16 protein-coding genes are annotated in these 22,482 nt (G+C 63.4%); 6 read left to right on the forward strand and 10 right to left on the reverse strand.

Annotated features, from left to right (window positions below):
* Positions 1 to 154: 154 nt before the first annotated feature.
* From J7573_RS12880 to J7573_RS12890, 3 genes are read left to right on the forward strand one after another with little or no spacing between them, the layout of a single operon-like run.
* Positions 155 to 886 (forward strand): SDR family NAD(P)-dependent oxidoreductase, encoded by a 732-nt coding sequence (locus J7573_RS12880; RefSeq protein WP_294335358.1) that lies wholly within the window; start codon positions 155 to 157, stop codon positions 884 to 886.
* Between the two features lie 48 nt (positions 887 to 934).
* A complete protein-coding gene (locus tag J7573_RS12885) occupies positions 935 to 1,894 on the forward strand; it encodes a PDR/VanB family oxidoreductase (RefSeq protein WP_294335359.1) in 960 nt (319 codons plus the stop codon).
* A gap of 11 nt (positions 1,895 to 1,905) precedes the next feature.
* Positions 1,906 to 2,403, forward strand: coding sequence for a flavin reductase (locus tag J7573_RS12890; protein ID WP_294335360.1), 498 nt, complete (start codon positions 1,906 to 1,908; stop codon positions 2,401 to 2,403).
* 30 nt (positions 2,404 to 2,433) lie between these two features.
* Here the strand turns inward: J7573_RS12890 and J7573_RS12895 are convergent, their stop codons facing one another.
* The gene (locus tag J7573_RS12895; RefSeq protein WP_079228674.1) at positions 2,434 to 2,913 is read right to left on the reverse strand and encodes a MarR family transcriptional regulator; all 480 of its coding nucleotides are present in this window, start codon (positions 2,911 to 2,913) and stop codon (positions 2,434 to 2,436) included.
* A 174-nt stretch (positions 2,914 to 3,087) separates the two neighbouring features.
* Between J7573_RS12895 and J7573_RS12900 the strand changes: the two genes are divergently transcribed.
* Both J7573_RS12900 and J7573_RS12905 read left to right on the forward strand, forming a co-directional pair.
* Entirely contained in the window at positions 3,088 to 4,197 is a 1,110-nt protein-coding gene (locus tag J7573_RS12900) for an amidase (RefSeq protein ID WP_294335361.1), read from the forward strand.
* A 7-nt stretch (positions 4,198 to 4,204) separates the two neighbouring features.
* Positions 4,205 to 4,717, forward strand: coding sequence for a nuclear transport factor 2 family protein (locus J7573_RS12905; RefSeq protein WP_294335362.1), 513 nt, complete (start codon positions 4,205 to 4,207; stop codon positions 4,715 to 4,717).
* 105 nt (positions 4,718 to 4,822) lie between these two features.
* On the opposite strand, the gene J7573_RS12910 is transcribed toward J7573_RS12905, so the two are convergent.
* From J7573_RS12910 to J7573_RS12945, 8 genes are all read right to left on the reverse strand, one after another.
* Positions 4,823 to 6,142: a hypothetical protein gene (locus tag J7573_RS12910; protein ID WP_294335363.1), complete on the reverse strand. Its 1,320-nt coding sequence runs from the start codon at positions 6,140 to 6,142 to the stop codon at positions 4,823 to 4,825.
* A 242-nt stretch (positions 6,143 to 6,384) separates the two neighbouring features.
* Entirely contained in the window at positions 6,385 to 7,299 is a 915-nt protein-coding gene (feaR, locus tag J7573_RS12915) for a transcriptional regulator FeaR (protein WP_294335364.1), read from the reverse strand.
* Positions 7,300 to 7,561: 262 nt separating this feature from the next.
* Positions 7,562 to 9,454 carry a penicillin-binding protein 2 gene (gene mrdA / locus J7573_RS12920; protein ID WP_294335365.1) on the reverse strand — a complete coding sequence of 631 codons (1,893 nt, stop codon included), beginning with the start codon at positions 9,452 to 9,454 and terminating at the stop codon, positions 7,562 to 7,564.
* A gap of 290 nt (positions 9,455 to 9,744) precedes the next feature.
* Positions 9,745 to 11,262 carry a nucleobase:cation symporter-2 family protein gene (locus tag J7573_RS12925; protein WP_294335366.1) on the reverse strand — a complete coding sequence of 506 codons (1,518 nt, stop codon included), beginning with the start codon at positions 11,260 to 11,262 and terminating at the stop codon, positions 9,745 to 9,747.
* A 134-nt stretch (positions 11,263 to 11,396) separates the two neighbouring features.
* Positions 11,397 to 12,776, reverse strand: a complete 1,380-nt coding sequence (locus tag J7573_RS12930) for an 8-oxoguanine deaminase (RefSeq protein WP_294335367.1) — start codon at positions 12,774 to 12,776, stop codon at positions 11,397 to 11,399.
* A gap of 125 nt (positions 12,777 to 12,901) precedes the next feature.
* Positions 12,902 to 14,260, reverse strand: coding sequence for a Na+/H+ antiporter NhaA (gene nhaA / locus J7573_RS12935; protein ID WP_294335368.1), 1,359 nt, complete (start codon positions 14,258 to 14,260; stop codon positions 12,902 to 12,904).
* A 139-nt stretch (positions 14,261 to 14,399) separates the two neighbouring features.
* Positions 14,400 to 15,230 carry a DUF6708 domain-containing protein gene (locus tag J7573_RS12940; RefSeq protein WP_294335369.1) on the reverse strand — a complete coding sequence of 277 codons (831 nt, stop codon included), beginning with the start codon at positions 15,228 to 15,230 and terminating at the stop codon, positions 14,400 to 14,402.
* A complete protein-coding gene (locus tag J7573_RS12945; RefSeq protein ID WP_294335370.1) occupies positions 15,230 to 18,418 on the reverse strand; it encodes a T6SS effector BTH_I2691 family protein in 3,189 nt (1,062 codons plus the stop codon). The genes J7573_RS12940 and J7573_RS12945 overlap by 1 nt, the downstream gene beginning before the upstream one ends.
* 545 nt (positions 18,419 to 18,963) lie before the next feature.
* Between J7573_RS12945 and J7573_RS12950 the strand changes: the two genes are divergently transcribed.
* Positions 18,964 to 21,828 (forward strand): HD domain-containing phosphohydrolase, encoded by a 2,865-nt coding sequence (locus J7573_RS12950; RefSeq protein WP_294335371.1) that lies wholly within the window; start codon positions 18,964 to 18,966, stop codon positions 21,826 to 21,828.
* Here J7573_RS12950 and J7573_RS12955 read toward each other — a convergent pair.
* Complete coding sequence (locus tag J7573_RS12955; RefSeq protein WP_294335372.1) at positions 21,825 to 22,427, reverse strand: TetR/AcrR family transcriptional regulator; 603 nt, start codon at positions 22,425 to 22,427, stop codon at positions 21,825 to 21,827. The genes J7573_RS12950 and J7573_RS12955 overlap by 4 nt on opposite strands.
* Between the last annotated feature and the right edge of the window lie 55 nt (positions 22,428 to 22,482).

The following is a 22,482-nucleotide window of genomic DNA, read 5'->3' on the forward strand; positions in this document are numbered from 1 at the left end:
TTCCGCAAGGAAAGTCTCAAGCACTACAGCGCCGACCTGACCTACACCCTGGTCCGCGCCGAAGGCGGCTTCAAGATCCACCGCAAGGTGATCAGCCTGATCAACAGCGACGATGCCCTTGCCGGCATCGGCTACATCCTCTGAGGTGCATGCCATGAACCAAATCGCATTGGTAACCGGCGCCGGCCAGGGACTGGGCCAGCGCTTCTGCGCCCGGCTGCTTGCCGCAGGCTTCGATGTGGTGGTCTCGGACCGTGACCTGGCGCTGGCCCAGTCCACCGCCAAGCAGCTGGGTGGCCGCACCCTGGCGGTCAAGCTCGACGTCGGCAGCAAGGCCGATTTCGAGCAGGCATTGGCCCAGGTGCTGGAGCACTTCGGCGCCCTGCACGTGGTGGTCAACAACGCCGCCGTGACCAAGACCACACCGCTGATGCAGATCAGCCCCGAAGAGTTCGACGCCGTGGTCGGCCTCAACCTGCGCAGCGTGTTCCTCGGCTGCCAGGTGCTTGGCGCGCACCTGGCCGAAGCCGGCTACGGGCGGATCATCAACATGGCCTCGCTGGCCGGGCAGAACGGCGGCACCGCCACCGGCGCGCACTACGCGGCGAGCAAGGGCGCAATCGTCACTCTGACCAAGATCTTCGCCAAGGAGTTTGCGGCCCGTGGCGTCACCGTCAATGCCATCGCCCCTGGCCCGATCGATTCGCCTGCGGTTCACGCCGCAGTGCCGGCCGAGCGTATGCAGGGCCTGCTGGCCAACATTCCGGTGCAGCGCCTGGGCGATGCGGATTTTCTGGGCGACCTGATCGTGCAACTGGCGCGGCCCGAGGCCTACTTCACCACCGGGGCGACCTGGGACGTGAACGGCGGCCTGTTCATGCGTTGATATTTTCCGGGGCGCCCACGCGCCCCTCTGTTAGGCGGGACACCGGCCATGAATGAACAACTGTTGAACGTAGTCGTGCGCAAGCGCGAGATCCAAGGGGCCGACGTGGTCGTGCTCGACCTGGGCCGGGCCGATGGCGCGGCGCTGCCGGCCTTCGAGGCGGGGGCGCATGTGGACATCCATGTCGCCCCGGGCCTGGTGCGCCAGTATTCGCTGTGCAGCGACCCGGCCGATGCCTCGCTGTATCGCCTGGGCGTATTGAAGGACCCAGCCTCCCGCGGTGGCTCGGTGAGCGTGCACGACACCCTGCTGGAAGGGCACGAGGTGCAGATCAGCACCCCGCGCAACCTGTTCCCGCTGGCCGCCGATGCCCACCGTTCGATCCTGCTGGGTGGCGGCATCGGCATCACACCGATGATCGCCATGGCCCACGCCCTGCATCAGCAGGGCGCCGAGTTCGAACTGCATTACTGCGGGCGCTCGCGCAGTCGCAGTGCGTTTCTCGATGCGCTGGCCAGCGCGCCGTTCGCCGCCCGGGTGTTCACCCACTTCGACGACGAGGATCCGGCTCAGCGCCTGAACCTGGTGGATGTGCTCGGCAGCGGCACGCCTGGCACCCACATGTACACCTGCGGCCCGTCGGGCTTCATGGACTGGGTGATTGGCGGTGCGCAGCAGCAAGGCTACAGCGAGGCACACATCCACAAGGAGTACTTCCAGGTCGAGGTCGACGCCAGCGGTGCAGGCTTCGAAGTGGTCGCCGCCCGCAGCAACAAGACCGTGCAGGTCGCCGAGGGCCAGAGCATTCTCGACGCCCTGGCGCAGGTGGGGATCAAGATCGACATCTCGTGCGAGCAGGGCGTGTGTGGCACCTGCATGTGCGAAGTGCTCGAAGGCGAGCCGGACCACCGTGATGTGTACCTGACCGATGAAGAAAAGGCCGCGAACGACCAGATCCTGGTGTGCTGCTCGCGGGCCAAGTCGAACAAGCTGGTGCTGGATATCTGAGGAGCATGACCATGGTAGACGTATCGCAATTTCGCAACGCAATGGCGCTGCTCGGTGGCGCCGTATCGGTCATCACCACCGATGGCCCGGCCGGCCGCTTCGGCTTTACCGCCTCGGCGGTGTGCAGCGTCACCGACTCGCCGCCCACCTTGCTGGTGTGCATGAACCGCTCTTCGTACTCCAATGAGCAGTTCAAGGCCAATGGCGCGCTGTGCGTGAACGTATTGGCGGGTACCCATCAGGAGCTGTCGGGGGCGTTTGCCAACCGTAACCTGAACATGGACGAGCGTTTCGCGACCACCGGCTGGACGGTGCTGGAGAGTGGCGCACCGGTGATGCAGGAAGCCCTGGTGAACTTCGATTGCCGGATTGCCCAGGTGCATGAGGTGGGTTCGCACAGCATCTTCTACTGCGAGATTCAGGACATCCGCCACGGCGGCGCCGATGACGGCCTGGTGTATTTCAACCGGGCCTATCACCGGGTGTGCGAGTCTTCAAAAGCTTGCTGAAGGCAGGGGCCGCTTGGCGGCCCCCGGTAATCACAAGGTTTCGAGGTTGTGGAACACCACTTCCAGCATCTTGTTCAACCGCTGCACCTGGGCCTCGGTCAACCCCTTGAAGCTGCGCTGGAACAATTCGCGAGTCACATCCTGCATGCGCTCGATGTTCTGCAGGCCGACCTCGGTGATGCGCACCTGGGTCACGCGCCCGTCTTCAGGGCTGGGCGCGGTGTCGACCAGGCCATCTTCCTTCATGCGGTAGACGATCTTGGTGATGGTCGACAGCTTGGCGATGGCATGGGTGGAGATCTCGGAAATGCTCGATTCACCGTTCTCGTTGAGGATCCACAGCACGCGCCAGCGCGGCACGTCGAGGTCGACCTTCTTCAGCAGACGTTCCATGTTCTGGGTGTAGCGGCCGTGCACACGGGCCAGCCAGTAGAAGGGGAAATCTTCCTTGCGAAATTCATCGCTGGCCGGGTCGTGATGGCTGTGGCCTTTGTTTTTCGAAGTGCTCATCGATTCACTACTTGTGCGGAAATAGTCGCGACATCATAGACCTTTCCGCGCATTTGACCACCGCAACCGTGTCAGGAATTACGGGAATGTTCAGTTGACATTTCCAGTAATTGACAACCATGTTCATGGCTGGGCCACGGTCCGGCATCCATTCTTGAGAAGGGCTCCACGAAAATGACAATCATAGTTGAAACCCTTGACCTGGGCGGCAGCGGCCCCCGGGTCGTGGTCAAGGACACCATTGACGTCGCCGGTACCGCGACCCGCGCCAGCAGCCAGGCGCTGGAGCACGCGCCGTTGGCCGAACGGCATGCCGAGGTGGTCAGCCAGTTGTTGGCCAACGGCGCACGGCTGACCGGCAAGGTCAGCCTGCATGAACTGGCGTTCGGCACCACCGGCATCAACCACTACACCGGCACGGCGGCCAACCCACGCTTCCCCGGGCGCATTCCGGGTGGCTCTTCCAGCGGTTCGGCGGCAGCAGTGGCTGCCGGCCTGGCCGACTTCAGCCTGGGCACCGACACCGGTGGCTCGGTGCGTGTACCGGCCTGCTGCTGCGGCGTGTTCGGCCTCAAGCCGACCTTTGGCCGGGTCAGCCGCAAAGGCGTGATGCCGGCACACACCAGCCTCGACTGCGTCGGCCCGTTTGCCGCGAGCCTGCCGATGCTGGTGCGGGCGATGACCATGATCGACCCGACCTTCACCCCGGCGCAGGTCCCGGCCAGGGCCCGTATCGGCGTGCTGCGGGTCACCGCCGAGGCGGCGATCCACAAGGTGGTGCAGGGCGCCCTGACGGCCAGCGGCCTGGCGCTGGGCAATGTCGAGCTCAAGCATTTCGGCGCGGCCTACGAGGCCGGCATGGTGGTGATCAACCGCGAAACCTTCGCCGGCTGCGGCCACCTGCTGGAAACAGGCAAGGTCGGTGCCGATATCGCCGGGCGCCTGGCAGCGGCGGGGCAGACCAGCGACACCGCGCTGGCCGAAGCCGAAGAGGTGCGTCGGCGCTTCACCGCCGAAGTCGACCAGGCCCTGGCCAGCTACGATGTGCTGGCCTTGCCGACCCTGCCGGACTTCCCGCTGCGCCTGGAAGACGCCGCCGATACCCGCGCGGTGCTGGGCATGACCTCGCTGGTGCGGCCATTCAACCTGTCGGGGCACCCGGCCCTGAGCATCCCGCTGGGCAGCGAAGCCGGCCTGCCGGTCGGGCTGCAACTGGTGGGAGCCAAGGGCGCCGACGAGAAGCTGCTGGCGGTGGCCGAGCGTTTGCTGCTGAACCTGTACTGAGGTGGTGATGAGCGATATCCATGAACTGCAGGCCCGCCTGCAACGCTTCGAAGACCAGCAGGCCATTCGCGTGTGCATCAACCGCTACATGGAACTGTGCGACCAGCTCGACGCCAGCACCCCGCTGGACGAGCTGGCTGGGCTGTTTAGCCGCGAGGCCCTGTGGGAAGGCAAGGGCGCCAAGTATGCCGCGAGCTTTGGCGGCTACCGGGGGCGTGAGGCGATCCGGGCGATGTTCGCCACCTACATGAAGACCCCGGCGCACTTCGCCCTGAATGTGCACTTCCTGACCAGTGAGGTCATCGAGGTAGAGGGCGGGCAGGGGCTGGGGCGGTGGGTGATGCTGCAGACCAGCACCTTTGCCGATGGCGCCTCGCACCTGAATGCGGCGCGCCTGACGGTGCGTTTCACGCAAGAAGAAGGGCAGTGGCGGATGGCGCATTTTCAGACCGAGAACCTGTTCAGCCGGCCGGTCACGGCCTGGAACAGTGAGGCGCCGTTGCCGGTGCCTGAGCGGTAATCCGGGCTGGCTTCTTCGCGGGCACGCCCGCTCCCACAGGTACTGCACAGGTTTCGTGAGCTGTGCGGTCCCTGTGGGAGCGGGCGTGCCCGCGAAGAAGTCGGCTCAGAAGGTACTGACGAACACCACCTGGCTGTAGAGGTTGCGGTTGTCATTGCCCAGCTGCGTGCCACCTTGCTCGGCACTGTGATCCGGCTGGTACAGGCCCACCAGCGGCACGATCATCAGGTGCTCGTTGATCGTCCACTCCGCATACAGATCCACTTCATGCCCGTCGGCATTGCCCAGGCTGCGGTCGATGGTGTCGAAGTTGAAGCCCAGGATCCCGACCTTGAGCGACTGGCTCGGGCTCACCGTCAGCCCCACTTTCTGAATGCGCGCATTGCTGTTGAACGGCCCGGCATAGTTGCCGGCCACTTCACCCTGGAACCAGGTGCCCAGGCCGCGGCCCAGCCCGTAGAACAGGGTGTCATAGCCTTCGGAGAAGCGGCTGTAGCGGTAGCTGATGTTCGGTTGCCACGGCACGTCGGCGAAGGTCCAGCCGGCCTCCAGATACCAGGCATCCTCGGTGGCGGTGTGCGGTTTGTCCTGCTTGGCGTACTCGCCGGACAGGAACAGGTTCTCCACCCCGGCATTGCCCTGGCCGCGCAGGCTGTAGGTCTTCATGCCGTCGCGTTCCAGCTGTTGCGGCGAGGCAAATTCCTTGTCGACGTGGGTGGTGTCGATGTAGGTCAGGCCGACCGTGCCGGCATCGGCCACGTGCTCCAGGGTGGCGACGTGCATTTCGGTCTTGGCCTGGGCGCGGTTGTCCGACTGCAGCCACATCAGGTCGCTGCGCCAGCCCTGCTTGCCGCCCAGGCGCAGCACGGCGGTCTTGTCGAAGCTCTTGCGCGCAGCCAGGTAGTAGGCGCCGCCGCGGTTGAACTGGCCATCGGCCAGGCCGTGGCCCACGTTGAGCGAGTCGCCCTGGATCAGGAAGCCGTCACCGACCGCGACCGTCTGCTTGCCGAACGACAGGTCGATGCCGTCCTCACCCAGCGCCGGCACCAGGTTGCCGGACTTCCAGCCCAGGTAGGCATCCTCGATCTTGGTGGTGCGTTCGCTGCCGTCGCTGAAGCCGGCGGCGTCGCCATCGCCCCAGGTGCCGGAGCTGAGCAGGGCGAAGGCGCCGTACAGCGAGCCGCTGCCCCCCAGGCGCTGGTCGCCGCTCAGACCGTACTTGACGTAGCCCTCGCGCCACGAGGTGGAGCCGGGCTGGTCGCGGGCGATGGCGTAGCTTTCTTCACTGTGGAACACACCGAACACGGCCTCCACGTTGGCATTGAGGTGGCGCTCGTCATCGCCGTAGAGCTCCAGGGCGGACGCCTCCAGCGAGACCCCGGCGAGCACTGCGGCCAGGGTGAGGCGGAACGGGCGGTGGTGCATGGTCTGGCTTCCTTTGTTATGGGTTTGGCAGAAGTTCCGAAGACATGCCAAAGATCATGCAGGAAGCCCGGGTGCCGGCTTTTGTGCTGGCTGCCAGTTGGTTTGGGTACTGTGCCAAGGTGACGGCAGGGCCGGCCCTTTCGCGGGCATGCCCGCTCCCACAGGGACTGCAGCAACCTTGAAGAGGGTGCGATCTCTGTGGGAGCGGGCGTGCCCGCGAAGAGGCCAGTACAGGCAGTTAGTCAGTTGGCGTGGCGCTTGCGGTACTCGCCGGGGGTCATGCCAAAACGGCCCTTGAACGCGGTGCTGAAGTAGCTGGAGTCGGAAAAACCCCAGGCGTAGCCCAGCGACGAGACTTTCTGGTCCATGGCCGGATTGCGCAGGCTTTCGGCACAGAAGTCCAGGCGGCGGTTGCGGATGTACTGGGCGATGACCAGTTCGTGCTTGGCAAAGATGCGGTACAGGCTGCGCATCGAGATGCCCACTTCGCGGGCGATGAACTCGGGGCAGAGGTGTTCGCAAGTGATGTTCTGGTCGATCAGTGCCAGGGCCTTGCGGAACATGCGCTCGTGGCTGCCCGGGATGGCGTCCTGGGCAATGGCGGGGCGTAACACGGCGATCAGGGCATCGAGCACCGCCTGGCTTTCGTGGTTGGCCATGTGCTGGGTGCGGCCGGCTTCGAGCATCATCAGTCGGGCGATGCTGGCCAGGGGCGTGGTGGCCTCGATCCGCCTGGCGCAAGCCACGCCGACGCCACGGGTGCCGCTCTGCACCTGGCTGCGCGGCAGGATCAGCGACAGCTGGCGCGAGCGCTGGTGGAAGTGCATGTCCAGCGGGGTGCTGGCATCGATCAGGGTCAGGTCGCCGGCCTGCAGTTCGATGCACGCGTCCTGGTGCTCGATGCGCGAGGTGCCGGCCATCTGCAGCACGGCGTAGTAGTGGTCGGCACTGCTCGCGCGGATTTCCCGCTGGCCACGGAACAGGTTGACCTGGGTCATGTCGACAATGCTCATGGAGATGTGGCCGACCTGGCACTTTTCCAGCTGGCCGACGAAGCCGGGGTCGAGCTTGCGGCCGTTGAAATGGCCGCAGGCTTCATTGACCTGGCTCAGCCAGGCCTGGAAGTGGTCGTCGGAAACGCGGCTTGCAGGGGTCATGGATGCCTCACGCAGTAGAACTTGACGCGGATCGCTCGGGCGAACTCTTGGTCTTTGGGCTATGCATTACAAATCACTTGAATATTCAAGCAAAAAGCAGGCCTGAAGACCTTCGCGATCATCCTGTATGCGAGGTAAGGCATTGATATAAATGAGGTAATTAACGCGTTTCGGCAGGTTGGAGCGCACCCATCATGCGGCAAGCGCCGTGATGGCGCTTCGAATTGTAGCAATATGAGACCGCAGTGTTTCCACCTGCGCCTCAGGTGTGCGGCACCGCCTTGGCCGCCGGCGTGCCGGCATACTGAGGCTTCAGATGGCCCTGCTCATCGAGCAGGTAGGCATCCATGACTTCGCGCACCACCGGCCCGGCAACGCGGCCGCCGGCCTCGCCGTTCTCGATCATCACCGCCACCACCATGCTTGGGTGGTCGGCCGGAGCGAAACCGACGAACAGGGCGTTGTCGCGGTGCCGCTCGAGGGTCTTGTTGCGGTTGTAGCGCTCACCCTGCTTGATCGCCACCACCTGCGCCGTGCCGCTCTTGCCGGCGATGCGGTATTGCGAGCCCGCCGCAGCGGCGCGGGCGATGCCGCGGGGGTCGTGCATGACCATCTGCATGCCGACGTTGACCTGGTCCCAGGCGTGCTTGTCGTGCAGCACGATGTCGGGCATCGGGTTGGGGTCGACCGGGGTTTCGCCACCCACGGTCATGGCCAGGTGCGGGCGATGCCACACGCCCTTGCTGGCCAGCAGGCTGGTGGCCTGGGCCAGCTGCAGCGGGGTGACCTGCATGTAGCCCTGGCCGATGCCGAGGATCAGCGTCTCGCCCGGGAACCAGGCCTGGCGGCGGGTGGCACGCTTCCACGCCTGGGAAGGCATCAGCCCGGGCGCTTCCTCGAACATGTCCAGCGAGACCTTCTGGCCCAGGCCGAACTCGGCCATGTAGTCGTGCAGGCGGTCGATGCCCAGCTTGTGCGCCAGGTCGTAGAAGTAGGTGTCGTTGGAGCGCATGATGGCGGTGTACATGTCCACCCAGCCGTCGCCGCTGTGGTTCCAGTTACGGTACTTGTGGTCGTAGTTGGGCAGCTCGTAGTAGCCCGGGTCGAACACCCGGCTGCCCGGGGTGATCACGCCGCTGTCGAGACCGGCGATGGCCACTTCCGGCTTGACCGTCGAGCCGGGTGCATACAGGCCGCGCAGCACGCGGTTGAACAGCGGCCGGTCGATCGAGTCACGCAGCGCGGCGTACTGCTTGAAGCTGATGCCCTTGACGAACAGGTTGGGGTCGAAGCTCGGGTTGCTGACCATCGCCAGCACGTCGCCGTTGGCCGGGTCGAGCACCACCACCGAGCCACGGCGGTCGCCCAGGGCCTTTTCGGCGGCCACCTGCAGGTGCGAGTCGATGCTGAGGACGATGTCCTTGCCGGGGATCGGGTCCTTGTGGTTGAGCACGCGCATCACCCGGCCCTGGGCGTTGGTTTCGACTTCTTCGTAGCCCACGTGGCCGTGCAGCTGGGCTTCGTAGAAGTGCTCGATGCCGGTCTTGCCGATCGACTGGGTGCCACGGTACTCGGTGCTGTCGAGGGTCTTGGCTTCTTTTTCGTTGATGCGCCCGACGTAGCCGACCGAGTGGGCGAAGTGTTCGGCCAGCGGGTATTCGCGGATGAACTGCGGTTCGACGTCCAGGCCGGGCAGGCGGAACTGGTTGACCGCGATCAGCGCAATCTGCTCTTCGGTCAGGCCGACCATCAGGGTCACTGGCTCGAACGGCTTGCGGCCGCGGCGCAGGTCCTTGTCGAACTGCTTGCGGTCGTCTTCGCCGAGGCTGAGGATTTCCGCCAGGCTGTCGAGCACCTTGGCCGAGTCACCGGCGCGCTCGCGGGTCATGGTCAGGTCGAAGCTGGGCTTGTTGTCGGCCAGCACCACGCCGTTGCGGTCGTAGATCAGCCCGCGCTCGGGGGCGATGGGCAGGATATGCACGCGGTTGTTTTCCGAAACCGCGCTTTGCTGGTCGTGCTGCAGCACCTGCAGCACATAGAGCCGGCCCACAAGGACGGCGCACAGGCTGAACACCAGGGCGGCGCAGGCCAGGAGCCGGCGGTTGACCAGGTGTTTTTCCTTTTCGTGGTCCTTGAGGGGGATCGGTTGCGGCATGGGGGCTCTGTACAGTAGCGGATTCGGCAGGCGAGGGCTTCGCCCTCGTTCGCGGGCACGCCCGCTCCCACAGGTACTGCGCTGATCTTGGGCTTGCGCAGTACCTGTGGGAGCGGGCGTGCCCGCGAATGGGCCGCCCAGCGGCCCCGGGGCCGGCGATGCTACGCAACCCGGCCCTGCGCCTCAAGGCAAGCGCGACCCGCCCACAGCCCCGGATCGCGCATCCACCCCACCATCAGGGCGTTAACGGCCAACATGAAGATTTATTCATGTGGTTTCAGGTTTGCCGGTCAGTGCGCGTGCTCGGCCTGTTTCCTGGCCGCTGCCGGGGCATGCCCGTGGGCCTGATCCACTTCGATGATCGGCACTTCCTTGCCGTCACAGTCGAACAGCTTGCCATCGCGGAAGAAGTCGCCTTCGTTGAGCCAGGCCACGTCGTGGTAGCGCAGGGTCCGCTCGCTGGCGGCGACGAACACCGACTGCTGGTCGGAGTTGCCGGCGCGCAGGTGGTTGAACAGCAGGTTGAGCAGGATCGCCATGATTGCCGACGAGCTGATGCCGGAGTGGAAGATGGTCTCGAACCAGCTCGGGAAGTGGTGGTAGAAGCCCGGTGCGGCGATCGGGATCATGCCGAAGCCGATCGAGGTGGCGACGATGATCAGGTTCATGTTGTTGCGGTAGTCCACCTGGGCCAGGGTACGGATGCCGCTGGCCGCGACGGTGCCGAACAGCACCACCCCGGCGCCGCCGAGCACGGCGGTCGGCACGGCGGCCACCAGCCGGCCCATCACCGGCAACAGGCCGAGGGTGACCAGGATCAAACCGGCGCTGGCGACTACATAGCGGCTCTTGACCCCGGTCACCGCCACCAGGCCGACGTTCTGCGCGAAGGCGCTCTGGGTGAACGAGCCGAACAGTGGCGCCAGGGCGCTGGAGATCATGTCGGCGCGCAGGCCGTTGCCCAGGCGCCGGGCATTGACGTCGGTGCCGATGATCTCGCCCACGGCGAGGATGTCCGCCGAGGTTTCGACCATGGTCACCATGATGACGATCAGCATCGACAGGATCGCCGCCAGCTGGAACTCGGGGGTGAAGTGCAGCACCTCGGGCAGCGCCACCGCAGGGCCGTCCAGCGCCAGGGAGAAATCCGCCATGCCGAACGCCATGGCCACCAGGGTACCGATGACCATCGCCAGCAGGATCGACAGGCGCGACAGGCTGGCGCTGCCCAGCTTGCTCAGCAACAGCACGCAGGCCAGGGTGAACGCGGCCAGGCTGATATTGGCGGTGCTGCCGAAGTCGGCCGCCTGGCTGTTGCCGCCCATGGCCCAGCGTGCCGCCACCGGCATCAGGGTCAGGCCGATGGTGGTGATGACGATACCGGTCACCAGTGGCGGGAAGAACTGGATGATGCGCGAGAACAGCGGGGTGATCAGCAGGCCGATCAACGACGACACGATCACCGCGCCGAACACCACCTGCAGGCCGTTGGTGCCGTCATTGCCGATGATCGCAACCATGGTCGCCACGCTGGCGAACGACACCCCCTGGACCAGCGGCAGGCGGCAGCCGAAGAACGGGATGCCGAGGGTCTGCAGCAAGGTCGCCAGGCCCCCGGCGAACAATGAGGCTGCGATCAGCATGCCGACATCGGCTGGCGACAGGCCGGCAGCCTGGCCAATGATCAACGGCACGGCGATCATGCCGCCATACATGGTCAGCACATGCTGCAGGCCGTAAGCGAAGTTGGCGCCAATGCCGAGGTTCTCGTCTTCAGGACGAGGACGAGGTGTAGCGGGAGAAGTCATGGTGAGTAGCTCGCTTTTGTTTTTGTTACGCGTCTAACTGCACGGATTCAGTCGCATTTCGGTAGATCGGGTGTTACAGGGGCGCAGCCGGGCGCGCCGCGCTCTTGCGAGCGCAGCGGCCGTGGTGGTTCAGGCTATTCGCCGCTGACGAGCTGGTAGGCCAGCTGGTTGTGACGCTCCAGCACGCGGGGCAGGTCGATGGTGGTGATGCGGCCATCCTGCACCACCACACGACCATTGATCACGCTGGTATCGACGTGGGTCGGGGTGCAGAACACCAGGGCCGCCAGTGGGTCATGCAGGGCGCCGGCATAGGCCACATGGCCCAGGTCGAAGGCGACGAAGTCGGCGATCATGCCCGGCGCCAGGGCGCCGATGTCGTTGCGGTTGAGCACCTTGGCGCCGCCCAGGGTGGCGATTTCCAGGGCTTCGCGGGCGGTCATCGCGTCCGGGCCAAAGCCCACGCGTTGCAGCAGCAGGGCCTGGCGCGCTTCGCCGATCATGCTGGCGCCGTCGTTGGAGGCCGAGCCATCGACACCCAGGCCCACTGGTACACCGTGGTCGCGCATCTTGCGGATCGGCGCGATGCCCGAGGCCAGGCGCATGTTCGAGCAAGGGCAGTGGGCGACGCCGGTGCCGGTGCGGGCGAACAGCTCGATACCGTGCTGGTCGAGCTGCACGCAGTGGGCGTGCCACACATCGTGGCCGACCCAGCCGAGGTCTTCGGCGTATTCGGCCGGAGTCATGCCGAACTTCTCGCGGCTGTAGGCGATGTCGTTGACGTTCTCGGCCAGGTGGGTGTGCAGCGACACGCCGTAGTTGCGCGCCAGCACCGCGGCTTCGCGCATCAGGTCACGGCTGACCGAGAACGGCGAGCAGGGCGCCACCACCACGCGCAGCATCGAACCATGGCTGGCGTCGTGGTAGTCCTCGATCAGGCGCTGCGATTCCTTGAGGATGTCGCTTTCCTTCTCCACCACCGAGTCAGGCGGCAGGCCACCCTGGCTGCGGCCCACGCTCATGCTGCCGCGGGCGGCATGGAAGCGCATGCCGATCTCGCCGGCAGCATGGATGCTGTCGTCGAGCTTGCAGCCGTTGGGGTAGATGTACAGGTGGTCGCTGGAGGTGGTGCAGCCCGACAGGATCAGCTCGGCCATGGCCGTCTGGGTCGAAACCGAGATCATTTCCGGGGTCAGCCGCGCCCAGATCGGGTAAAGGTTGGTCAGCCAGTTGAACAGCTCACCGTCCTGGGCCGCCGGCACCACGCGGGTGAGGCTCTGGTACATGTGGTGGTGGGTGTTGACCAGGCCCGGGATGACCACCTTGCCGGCCATGTCCAGGACCACGTCGGCGTGCTGCGGCAGCGTTTCGCTGGGGCCGACCTGCTTGATCACATTGTCTTCGATGTACAGGCCGCCGCCTCTGATCTCGCGGCGTTCGCCGTCCATGGTGACCAACAGTGCGGCGTTCTTGACCAGGAGGGTCTTGGGGGTGTGTTGCAGGGAAGCTTGCATGGCTCATGCCTGGCGCAATACGCAGCGACGTTGGCCGGTGTCGTAGGCGCACAGCCATGCATGTAAGCAAAGTTTGAAATTTTTGTATACAGAAAAATGCCGGGGCCCGCAGGCCCCGACTGGCTTCAACCCGCTTGCACGGGCGCCTTGCTGGCGCCCTTGCGCAGGCCGGTGACGCCCCAGGCCAGGCCCAGCACAGCAGCGATCACCGAGCCCGACAGCACGCCCAGCTTGGCCGCGCCCAGCGAAGCCGGGTCGCTGTAGGCCAGGTTCGCAATGAAGATCGACATGGTGAAGCCGATGCCGGCCAGCAGGCCGATCAGGGTGATGCCGCGCCAGTTGACCTGGGCCGGCAGGCTGCACCAGCCCAGGCGCACCATCAGCCAGCTGACGCCGATGATGCCCAGCGGCTTGCCAGCCACCAGCGCCACGGCCACCGCCATCATCACCCAGTGCGGCGCCTCGGCGGACAGGTCGATGCCGGACAGGCCCACACCGGCGTTGGCCAGGGCGAACAGCGGCATGATCGCGTACGCCACCCAAGGGTGCAGGGCGCCGCCCACACGGGTCACCGGTGGTACCAGTTCACGCTGGGCCAGACGCAGGCGCTTGAGCGGGGCGCTCAGGTCGCCGGTGTCCTGCTCGGGGGCCTTGGCGCGGCCGAGCAGGTCGTTGGTGAAGCGCGAGACCGCATCCAGCGGGCGCTCGCCCAACGGCATGGCGGCAACCGGGGTCATCAGGCCGAGGATCACGCCGGCCAGGGTCGGGTGAGCACCGGTCATCAGCATGCCGACCCAGGTGATGGCGCCGGGGATGACATAGGCCCAGGCCGAGCCGACGCCGATCTTCTGCAGCCCGACCACCAGCAGCAGGCCGATGGCGGCCACGCCGAAGCCGCTGTAGTCGAGGCCACCGGAATAGAAGATGGCGATGATCAGCACGGCGATGATGTCATCGATGATCGCCAGCGCCAGCAGGAACACGCGGATGTTGGACGGGATCGACTTGCCCAGCAGGGCCAGCACGCCAACCGCGAAGGCGATGTCGGTCGCGGTCGGCACGGCCCAGCCTTGCTGCTCGGCCGGCGCATGGCCGAAGGCCAGGTAGATCAGCGCAGGGACGGCGACGCCGCCCACTGCGGCGGCCATGGGCAGCGTGGCCTGGCGCAGGCTGGACAGGGCCCCTTCGTGGATTTCGCGACGGATCTCCATGCCCACCACCAGGAAGAAAATGGTCATCAGGCCATCGTTGATCCAGAAGTGCAGGGATTGCGAGTAGCTCAGCGAACCGATGCCGAAGCTGATCGGCGTGTGCCAGAGGGCGTCATAACTGGCGGCGGCCGGGGAGTTGGCCCAGATCAGGGCGGCAACGGCGGTGATCAGCAGGACGATGCCGCTGACCGCTTCGATGTGCAGGAAACGCTCGAAATTGGCGAAGGCGCGTTGGGCCAGCAGTTGGGCACGCGTCAATTTGGTTTTTTGCATAGGCGCAAGAACTCCCGCTGGCGGCCCGACCGGCGTTGTTCGATTAACCTGCTTCACTGCACGTTGCAGCTAGCACCCGGGGGGAAGTCTACCGGGTGGAAGCGTGGAGGCCAAGCGATACCGCCAGGGTTGGCGGGTTTCATGGTTGCTCGGCTTGAATGGGGGCGGTGCGGGATTCCAGGTCCATTTCGGCGGGCCAATTGACCTCGGGGCCGAGGCGGTTGAACGGGTTACGAAAAACTATTTTTCCTTCAGTGTTCGGACTCGGGTTTTCATCTTTGTTATTGGAAGGGTGGAGGAAGTCGGGAATCGCTTCGGGACCTTGTTGCATGAACAGCCTGACGATGGCCCAGTATTGCTCGCCTTCCTCTATGTCGTCGTAAAAAAACACGCGGTCGATTATTTCGTTGGTGCCTGGTTTGCAAATCGAGATCTTGACTTCTTCCTTGAGCCCACCGTTACCCATGGGAGCATAAATGCGGTAAGCCTCGAGGGTGAGGTCATGCCAGTCGTAAGCCACGGGTATCACGCCCCAGTTTTTTTTGCCGAATGGTTTCAGAAAGTTGAATCTGTACTGGTAAAAATAGACCTTGCGGCGATGCCTGTTGAAACGGATGGGTTCATCTTGAGGGAAGCCGAATTCCATTCGAATATATGGGGTGATAAAGCACGCCATGATGAGGTAAATGAGCATGAAAAAAGAAAGCTGTTTCAATTCGGTTAAGTTTGGTTCCGGAGGGAAATAGTAGAGTGACTGTATTGTTCCGGTTAGCGCGACAGCTGATATCAATATGCTTCCAATAATCCAGTAGCCTCTGGCTTTCAAGGTCGTTCGAGATAGTTCGATATAGTTCTCGTTCATGTCGCTTACAGGTTTAAGTAGGTTTTTTACTTCTAAGTCTAGGGCTACTTTGATTTGAGGGGAGGGTAGATCGTATTTCCAACCGATACCTCGGCTAGGAGTTTCCATTAATTGTTCTCCTGTGTCGTGAATTCGGCATAAGCCTCAGGGATGCTCCGGTCCGGCCAGTAAGTGATGGTTAGCGAGGCAGACATTATATTATGCCCTCCTGTATCGTGGGTTAATTCAATTTGCCCGATGAGAGTCTTTGCTAAATGGTTGCTTTTCTGTTGTGCATGTGGTCGATCAATTTCGTTGATTGTTAAAGTCTCGGGTTTATAGTCAATTTTATTGATGTCTTTTGAGGGCTTTAGTGATGCCCGCTTGGAGGTGGTTGTCACGAGTGCTGGAGGGAAATGTTCTTGCGAAGCGATGACTTCGCCACCAGTATAATGGGAAGGGCCGCCGTCGCCATGTCTATGAATCAGGAGTGCCCAATGATAACCAGTGGATGAATTGCTGAAGTTGGGGAGCGTTACCCGGAACTTTAGAAATGTCTGCAGGTCGACGGGTACTCCAACTTTGGTGTTGTTTAGCTGGTTTGCAATGATGGTGTCAAATTTTAGGGCTCCTGTTATGCCTAGCGTCACCGCATTGAGTGCCGCAAGCGCGATGTCTGCATGATTGGGAGAGTCCCAATGAATGCGAGGTGTCTCATCGGCCTTCCCGAAGTAACAACGTCTTGCCCAAACCTCCAGTTGTGACGACTCGTTTTTTTCAGCTAATTTATTTAATATGTATGCGGCGAAACTTGATACTATGGCAATTCCTATGGCTTTTAGTGCTAATGGGCTGAGCACTCCGAAGATGCCTGCGATAGTTGAGCTAGCACTGGCCACTGACGCGAAGATGTAGTAGTTGCCAGCTGTCTTGTCCCCTGAACTATATGATCGGCTGGTAGCAGTTATCGCTTTTGCCGTTTCAAAAATTCCTGCTGCAGCGTTAATGATGCCGCCAATTCTGACAATGCTACGCCCAAGAGACATATGGTTGCTTGTGCTCGCCTTGCGCGGCGTCAGAAGCCCAACCATCTCTATACCGCCGCCGATAATTCCCAACTTGGCCCCATACAGCGCCAGCATGGCTTCACCGGCCTTAGGCCCCATCGCCTCCTCCGCATTCTTCAGGTTCTTGCCAAGGCTATCGTTCAATAAATACAGCCCGCCCAGGGACAGCAGCAACTCCCAGCCTTTTCCCGTTCCCCGCAGCCCCGTAAAACTGTCCCGCACCAACTGTGAAGCCTGCCCAGCACTGATTTTCATGCCATTCAGTGTCTTCCGCGCATCCAACTCCAGCGTTCCCGCCGCAACCGTAATGTCCACCATCGCCATCTTTGCGGCATCATTCAGCTGATTGACATTGAGCTTTACCTCCCTGGCCAATCGTTCATGCAGCTCATGCGCCGTACCTTCGACCCAGACGCTGACCTGGATCACGGTGTGCGCCACTTTCGGGTCGAGCACGGCCAGGCTCAGCAGGCCGGTCTGGATGATCGGTTTGACCTTGCGCGCTTCGTTCGGCACGCCGGATTTCAGTTCGTCGAGAGACGGCATCATCTCCGCGCGCGCTTTGGCCAGTTTGTCGCTGGCGCTGTTCTGCATTTCACGCAGGTGCGCGCTCTGCAGGGCGTAGTACTCGCCTAGCTTCATCCGCACCTGTAATTCGATGAGATGCACGCCGTTGTAGACCCGCTGACTGGCACTGTTCAGGTGCCGCACGGCCTGCTGGATGCCGGGATTGAGCAGCGTTTGCAGGCGCTGGCTGGCGGCGTTGACCGATCCCTGCAGTTCGGTGATAGCTTGCTTCACCGAGTCACGCAGCTTGAAGCCGATGTCATCACTGGCGATGAGCTTGCTCAATGCGCTGTAGAGCTTTTCGCTGTCGTTCCAGTTAGTCGGCTCGGTCGCCGAGAAACTTGGCAGCAGCGCTGCCATCAGGGGGCCGTCGCGCAGCATCAAAGCGCGGTACGGTGGGCTGTTCGGGTCCTGCAGCCACTTCAGCCACAGCGCTTCGCTGGTGCCAGGGGCTGGCGGGGACGGTTCGGCGCTGGCGGCGGGCGCTTCGGTGATGCCACCGGTGAGGCAGGCAGCGATGGTCTTGCTGTAAGCGATGCCCGATTCGCGGTCCCGGCCGTCGTAGTCGTGCCTTTCGATGAGGGCGAAGGCAGCGCTCTCGCAGAGCTTCGCGTAGGTGCTGGCATGGCGGTCGATGTAGGCCTGGAAGCGGGCTTCCTCTTGCTCATACTCCGCCTGGAACGCCGCACGCCGAGGTTCGTCATAGCGCTCCTCGAGCTTTTCGTCGCTCTCTTGCTGGCGCATCTCGACCACGCGCTGACGCTCCACCTCGGGATCGGTGAACACGGGCGGCCCGTCACCGGTCTGTGCCTCGAACGTGAATACTTTCTGTGCCGCCCATTCGCGCTGGGTGGCGCGGATGATCTGCAGGATTTGCGACGTCTGCAGCTGGTAGGCGCGCAGCGGGTCTTCGCGCCAGGCCTGGCGCTTGACCACCCAGTTCAGGCGCTGGTGGTTGTACTCCTGGATCAGGCCGACGGTGTCGTCGAGTACCACCGCCAGCACGCCGTTTTCCAATTGATGGCGGGCCATGGCGTTGACCACATAACCGCGCAGGGCTGTCTTACGCAGGAACCGACTATGGAAGCCATGGGCGCTGTCGAACGGGCCGTTCAGTTGCTGGGCGTATTCGAACACCTGACGGTCAACCTGGAGGTTGTCAGGAGTCATGGCCAGGCCCAGCAGTTCGGGGTGTTTGCGCGCTTGGATCAGGTCCAGGCCCTCGAAGCGATGCGCAGGCGCCTGGCCAGTTTTGTAGGCCTGCAGCACGCTGCCCGGCCAGGGATCGCTGGAGAAGGCCAGCCAGGCCGAACCGTAGGTGTCGGTGTCGATGTTGAGGAAGGACGAGGGGATGTCGTGATCCTCATGTACACAGTGCTCGGGAAGGGACGGTGGCGGTCCTGGATTAGGTTCGTAGGGGTTGAAGCGGCGCAGGTGGCCTTGCGCGGTGACTTCGTAGGCATGCCAGATGCGCTGGTCGAGCAGCACATAGAGGTATCCGCTGCGCAAGGTGCGCAATCCCATCCGGGTTTGCGTAGCGGGGTCGCTGGCGGGGTGGGTATCGGGGACCACGGCGCAGCGCAGGGGGAGGATGGGCAGGCCCTGACGTTGGCAGGCTTTGCAGGGGGTGAGAAGAAAGTCGACTTCAGCGACTGCATTGGCAATGTCTTGAGTGATGCTCATGGAAATTCCTCGTCTAACAGCTTGCGGCGCTCGAGCCGCAATTCTGATTAGTATCTGGAGTTGGCTTTTGGAACTAATCTGAAGCCAAAACACTAGCGAGGAATCAATTCGTTGTGAAACTTTAGGTTTCCTAAAATATTGTAGGAAAAGTTACTGCCGTAGAGACTTTTCATTATCTTGAAATAACAGGCATCGAAGTTCCTTAGTGGTGGAGATGATACGAGACGGTTTTTTATGTGGTGAACTCAGAAATGCCACCTTGATTCGCGATTGCTGGGGCCGCTGCGCAGCCCTTTCGCGACACAAGGCCGCTCCTACTACGGGCGATGATTGAGTTTGTCGATGGCGCCGTGCCACTATCTGGTATGCCTAGCTGCCAGCGTGCTGCCTCCGCCCGGCATGTTTGTCTCGACTGATTACACTATTGAAGTCGCCACATAAGGAATGCTGCGGATGGTCTGCGTATTGCTAGGTCATGCTGCCGGGTCGGCAAGTCGCCTGTGGGCGAGCAGGGTGTGCCTCGGGCGTTCAGGGAGCAGCAAGCCATGAGCAATACCGGACGCGGGGTCCCCCTGCAACTGCTGGTGGCAATGGCCATCATGCTCGGCATGCTGCTGCTCGGCGCCGGCCTGGCCTGGCAGGGCTACCGTGGTATCAGCCAGGCGCTGGTAGCCGCTGCGGGCGATGCTGCGCAACAAGTCGGCAAGACCATCGACGAACGGGCCCGGCGCCTGGTCGATCCCGCACAGAGCAGCATCCGCCTGCTGGCCTTCAACCCGGCCGCCAGCAACCTGCCGCAGCGCCTGGAGCGCTTGCCGCAGCTGGTCGAAAGCCTGAATGCCAACAAGATGCTCAGCGCCGCCTACATCGGTTACCCCAACGGCGAGTTCCTGCTGGTGCGCCGCTTGCGCGACCCGCAGTTGCTGGAGCGCTTTGCTGCCCCAGTGGGCACGCGCTTTCTGGTGCAGAGCGTCAGCCTCGGCGAGGGTGGGGCGATGTCGGGGGAGTGGCGCTTCTATGACCAGGCCCTGAGCCTGCTCAAGACCCAGGCCATGCCGGACTATCACTACGATCCACGCACGCGGCCCTGGTTCGCCGATGCCTCCGTGCAGGCCGGCACCGTCCTGACCCATCCCTACGTGTTTTTCACCACCCGCGAGATCGGCATGACCATGGCCCAGCGCAGCGTCGATGGCGCGGCGGTGCTCGGCATGGATGTTTCGGTCAACGACCTGGCCAGCGAAACCCGCGACCTGCGCATGACCCCGGGCACCGAAATCGCCGTGGTCGACGACCAGGGCAATGTGGTGGCGTACCCGGACCTTCAGCGGGCCATCGTCCACGAAGGTGATTCGGTGCGTCTGTCGCGTGTTGCCGAACTGGGTATCCCGAGCTTGCAGCAGCTCTACAGCCATCTGCCCCAAGGCGCCCGACCAGAGGCTTATGAGGTGGATGGCGCAACCTGGTACGGCATGCGCGTGCAGCTGACCAACCTCGCCGGGCAGGACCTGCAGGTGCTGATCGCGGTACCGGCGCAGGAGCTGCTGGCAAGCGCACGCCAGGTGTTGTTCAGGCAGATGCTGTGGACGGCCATGTTGATGGCCGTGCTGCTTCTGCTCGGCGGGTTGCTCGGCCAGCGCATCGGGCGCCCGCTGCATCAATTGGCCGAGCAGGTACGTGGACTGGCCGACTTCGACTTCAGTCGTGAAGTCGGGGTGGCCTCGCGGGTGTCCGAGGTGAAAGAGCTGAGCCGGGTGCTGAGCCGCATGTCCGGCACCATCCGCAGTTTCCAGGCGATGACCCTGATACTCAGCCGCGAGACTCAACTGGAGCGCATGCTCGATGGCGTGCTGACGCATCTGGTGGAGGCTGCCGGGGTCAGTGCAGGTGCGGTATACCTGTTCGAGGAAGACCGTGCCTGCCTGCGCCTGGCGGCTGCGTGCCGAGGCGATGGCTACCCCGAGGCGCTGGCGGTCGGTGAGGGCGATCATCGCGACCTGGCTGCGGCAGTTACCCAGGGCCTGGCACTGGACGGGCGCAGTCTTGCGGTGGAGCTCAAAGACCGTGGTCACGACCTGCTCGGCATTCTCGTCCTGGCATTGAAGGGCGAGCCGGCTGAAGTCGGCGAGCCGTTCCGCCGCTTCGTCGAAGAATTGTCCGGGGCCGCCGCTGTGGCCATCGAGACGCGCCAGTTGGTCGAGGCCCAGAAGCGCCTGCTGGAGTCGATGATCAAGCTGCTGGCCGATGCCATCGATGCCAAGAGCCCTTACACCGGCGGCCACTGCGAGCGCGTGCCGCAGCTGGCGCAGATGCTGCTGGACAAGGCCGTGCAGGCCGACAGCGGCCCGTATGCCGATTTCAGCATGACCGAGGCCGAGCGTTACGAATTCCACATTGCCGCCTGGCTGCACGATTGCGGCAAGGTCACCAGTCCCGAATACGTGGTAGACAAGGCGACCAAGCTGGAGACCCTGTACAACCGCATCCACGAAATCCGCATGCGTTTCGAAGTGCTCTGGCGCGATGGCGAGCTGGCCTATTGGCAGGGCCTGGCAGCGGGGCAGGACAAATCGGTGCTGCAACGCTGGCTGGAGCAGTACCGTGCCGAGCTGCAGGATGAGTTCGCCTTCGTCGCCAAGGCCAATATCGGCGGCGAGTTCATGCGGGACGAGGATGTCGAGCGCCTGCAGCGCATCGGCCAGCGCCGTTGGCAGCGGTACTTCGACAACCGCCTGGGCATTTCCCACGACGAGGAGCAGCGCTACGCGGGTACCGCGCCGTTGCCCTTGCCGGTGGATGAGCTGCTGCTGGCCGACCGCCCTGACCACCAGGTGCCCTGGGGCCCGCGCAGGCCGCCGGTGGAAAAGCACGACCCGCGCAACGTCTGGGGCTTTGACATGCGCCTGCCGGCCAATGCCAGCAACCACGGCGAGCTGTACAACCTGGCAATCCGTCGTGGCACGTTGAACGATGAAGAACGCTTCAAGATCAACGAACACATCGTGCAGACCATCATCATGCTCACGGCGCTGCCGTTCCCGCGCCAGCTGCGGCGGGTGCCGGACATCGCCGGCAACCACCACGAGAAGATGAATGGCGGCGGCTACCCGCGGCGGCTGGGCAAGGACGACCTGGGCATTGCCGAGCGAGTGATGGCCATTGCCGATATCTTCGAGGCGCTGACGGCTGCCGACCGGCCGTACAAGGCGGCGAAGAGCTTGTCTGAGTCGGTGAAGATTTTGGTGTTCATGGCCCATGACCAGCACATCGATGGGCAGCTGCTACGGCTGTTCCTCAGCAGCGGGGTGTACCTGGAGTACGCCCGGCGCTTCCTGCGCAGCGAGCAGATCGATGAAGTGGATGTGGCGTACTGGCTGGCCCAGCTGGAAGGGCAGCCCGAGCGGACCTAGCGCACTTCCCGGACCTTGCCCGTGCACACGATGCCCTGCACGAACGCCACCATCTGCTCCCGCGCCGCGGCAATGCTGCCCCAGTGCGCTTGCCCGCACAGCAGGCTCAGCACCGCCTGGGCAATCGAGCGGGCGCGCGGCGCGGAGGTTGGCCCGCATAACCCGCATTCGGCGGCGACGATCTCGCTGAGCAGGCTGGCGTAGGCGTTTTTCAGCAGTTCCACTTGCCGCGCCTGGTCCTCGCTCAGGTTCACTGCTTCGCGTGTCAGCAGGATCAGCTTGTCCGGATGGGCCTGGCTGTAGCTGACGAACGCCTGGACGAAACACGGCAAGCGTTCGCTGGTGGAGCGGGCGCCTTTGAGGCATTGTCGGGTTTCATACAGCAGGTCGGTCAGGCTCGATTCGATCAGCTCGAACAACAGGCCCTGCTTGCTCTCGATATGGTGGTAGAGCGAACCGGCGCGCAGGCCCAGATGGCTGGCCAGGTCGCGCAGGCCGATGGCCTGGTAGCCGTGGTTGGCAAACAGGCTGCTGGCCGCTTCCAGCAGACGGTCACGGGCATCGGGCGAAGCAATGTGCGAGTGGCTGGAGGCGGGCATGGCAGGACCTGTCGGCGATTTGATGTTTGACCAAATGTAAGACAACAGGCATCTT

The organism is Pseudomonas sp. (genome assembly GCF_017744435.1).
Taxonomy (GTDB): domain Bacteria; phylum Pseudomonadota; class Gammaproteobacteria; order Pseudomonadales; family Pseudomonadaceae; genus Aquipseudomonas.

Bases quoted from the DNA above. Each gene is read 5' to 3' on its own strand.
- J7573_RS12905 (WP_294335362.1), top strand. From the start codon at position 4,205: ATGAGCGATATCCATGAACTGCAGGCCCGCCTGCAACGCTTCGAAGAC.
- J7573_RS12955 (WP_294335372.1), bottom strand. From the start codon at position 22,427: ATGCCCGCCTCCAGCCACTCGCACATTGCTTCGCCCGATGCCCGTGAC.
- J7573_RS12950 (WP_294335371.1), top strand. From the start codon at position 18,964: ATGAGCAATACCGGACGCGGGGTCCCCCTGCAACTGCTGGTGGCAATG.
- J7573_RS12925 (WP_294335366.1), bottom strand. From the start codon at position 11,262: ATGACTTCTCCCGCTACACCTCGTCCTCGTCCTGAAGACGAGAACCTC.
- mrdA (WP_294335365.1), bottom strand. From the start codon at position 9,454: ATGCCGCAACCGATCCCCCTCAAGGACCACGAAAAGGAAAAACACCTG.
- J7573_RS12885 (WP_294335359.1), top strand. From the start codon at position 935: ATGAATGAACAACTGTTGAACGTAGTCGTGCGCAAGCGCGAGATCCAA.
- J7573_RS12930 (WP_294335367.1), bottom strand. From the start codon at position 12,776: ATGCAAGCTTCCCTGCAACACACCCCCAAGACCCTCCTGGTCAAGAAC.
- J7573_RS12880 (WP_294335358.1), top strand. From the start codon at position 155: ATGAACCAAATCGCATTGGTAACCGGCGCCGGCCAGGGACTGGGCCAG.
- J7573_RS12895 (WP_079228674.1), bottom strand. From the start codon at position 2,913: ATGAGCACTTCGAAAAACAAAGGCCACAGCCATCACGACCCGGCCAGC.
- J7573_RS12900 (WP_294335361.1), top strand. From the start codon at position 3,088: ATGACAATCATAGTTGAAACCCTTGACCTGGGCGGCAGCGGCCCCCGG.
- J7573_RS12940 (WP_294335369.1), bottom strand. From the start codon at position 15,230: ATGGAAACTCCTAGCCGAGGTATCGGTTGGAAATACGATCTACCCTCC.
- J7573_RS12890 (WP_294335360.1), top strand. From the start codon at position 1,906: ATGGTAGACGTATCGCAATTTCGCAACGCAATGGCGCTGCTCGGTGGC.
- J7573_RS12910 (WP_294335363.1), bottom strand. From the start codon at position 6,142: ATGCACCACCGCCCGTTCCGCCTCACCCTGGCCGCAGTGCTCGCCGGG.
- feaR (WP_294335364.1), bottom strand. From the start codon at position 7,299: ATGACCCCTGCAAGCCGCGTTTCCGACGACCACTTCCAGGCCTGGCTG.
- nhaA (WP_294335368.1), bottom strand. From the start codon at position 14,260: ATGCAAAAAACCAAATTGACGCGTGCCCAACTGCTGGCCCAACGCGCC.
- J7573_RS12945 (WP_294335370.1), bottom strand. From the start codon at position 18,418: ATGAGCATCACTCAAGACATTGCCAATGCAGTCGCTGAAGTCGACTTT.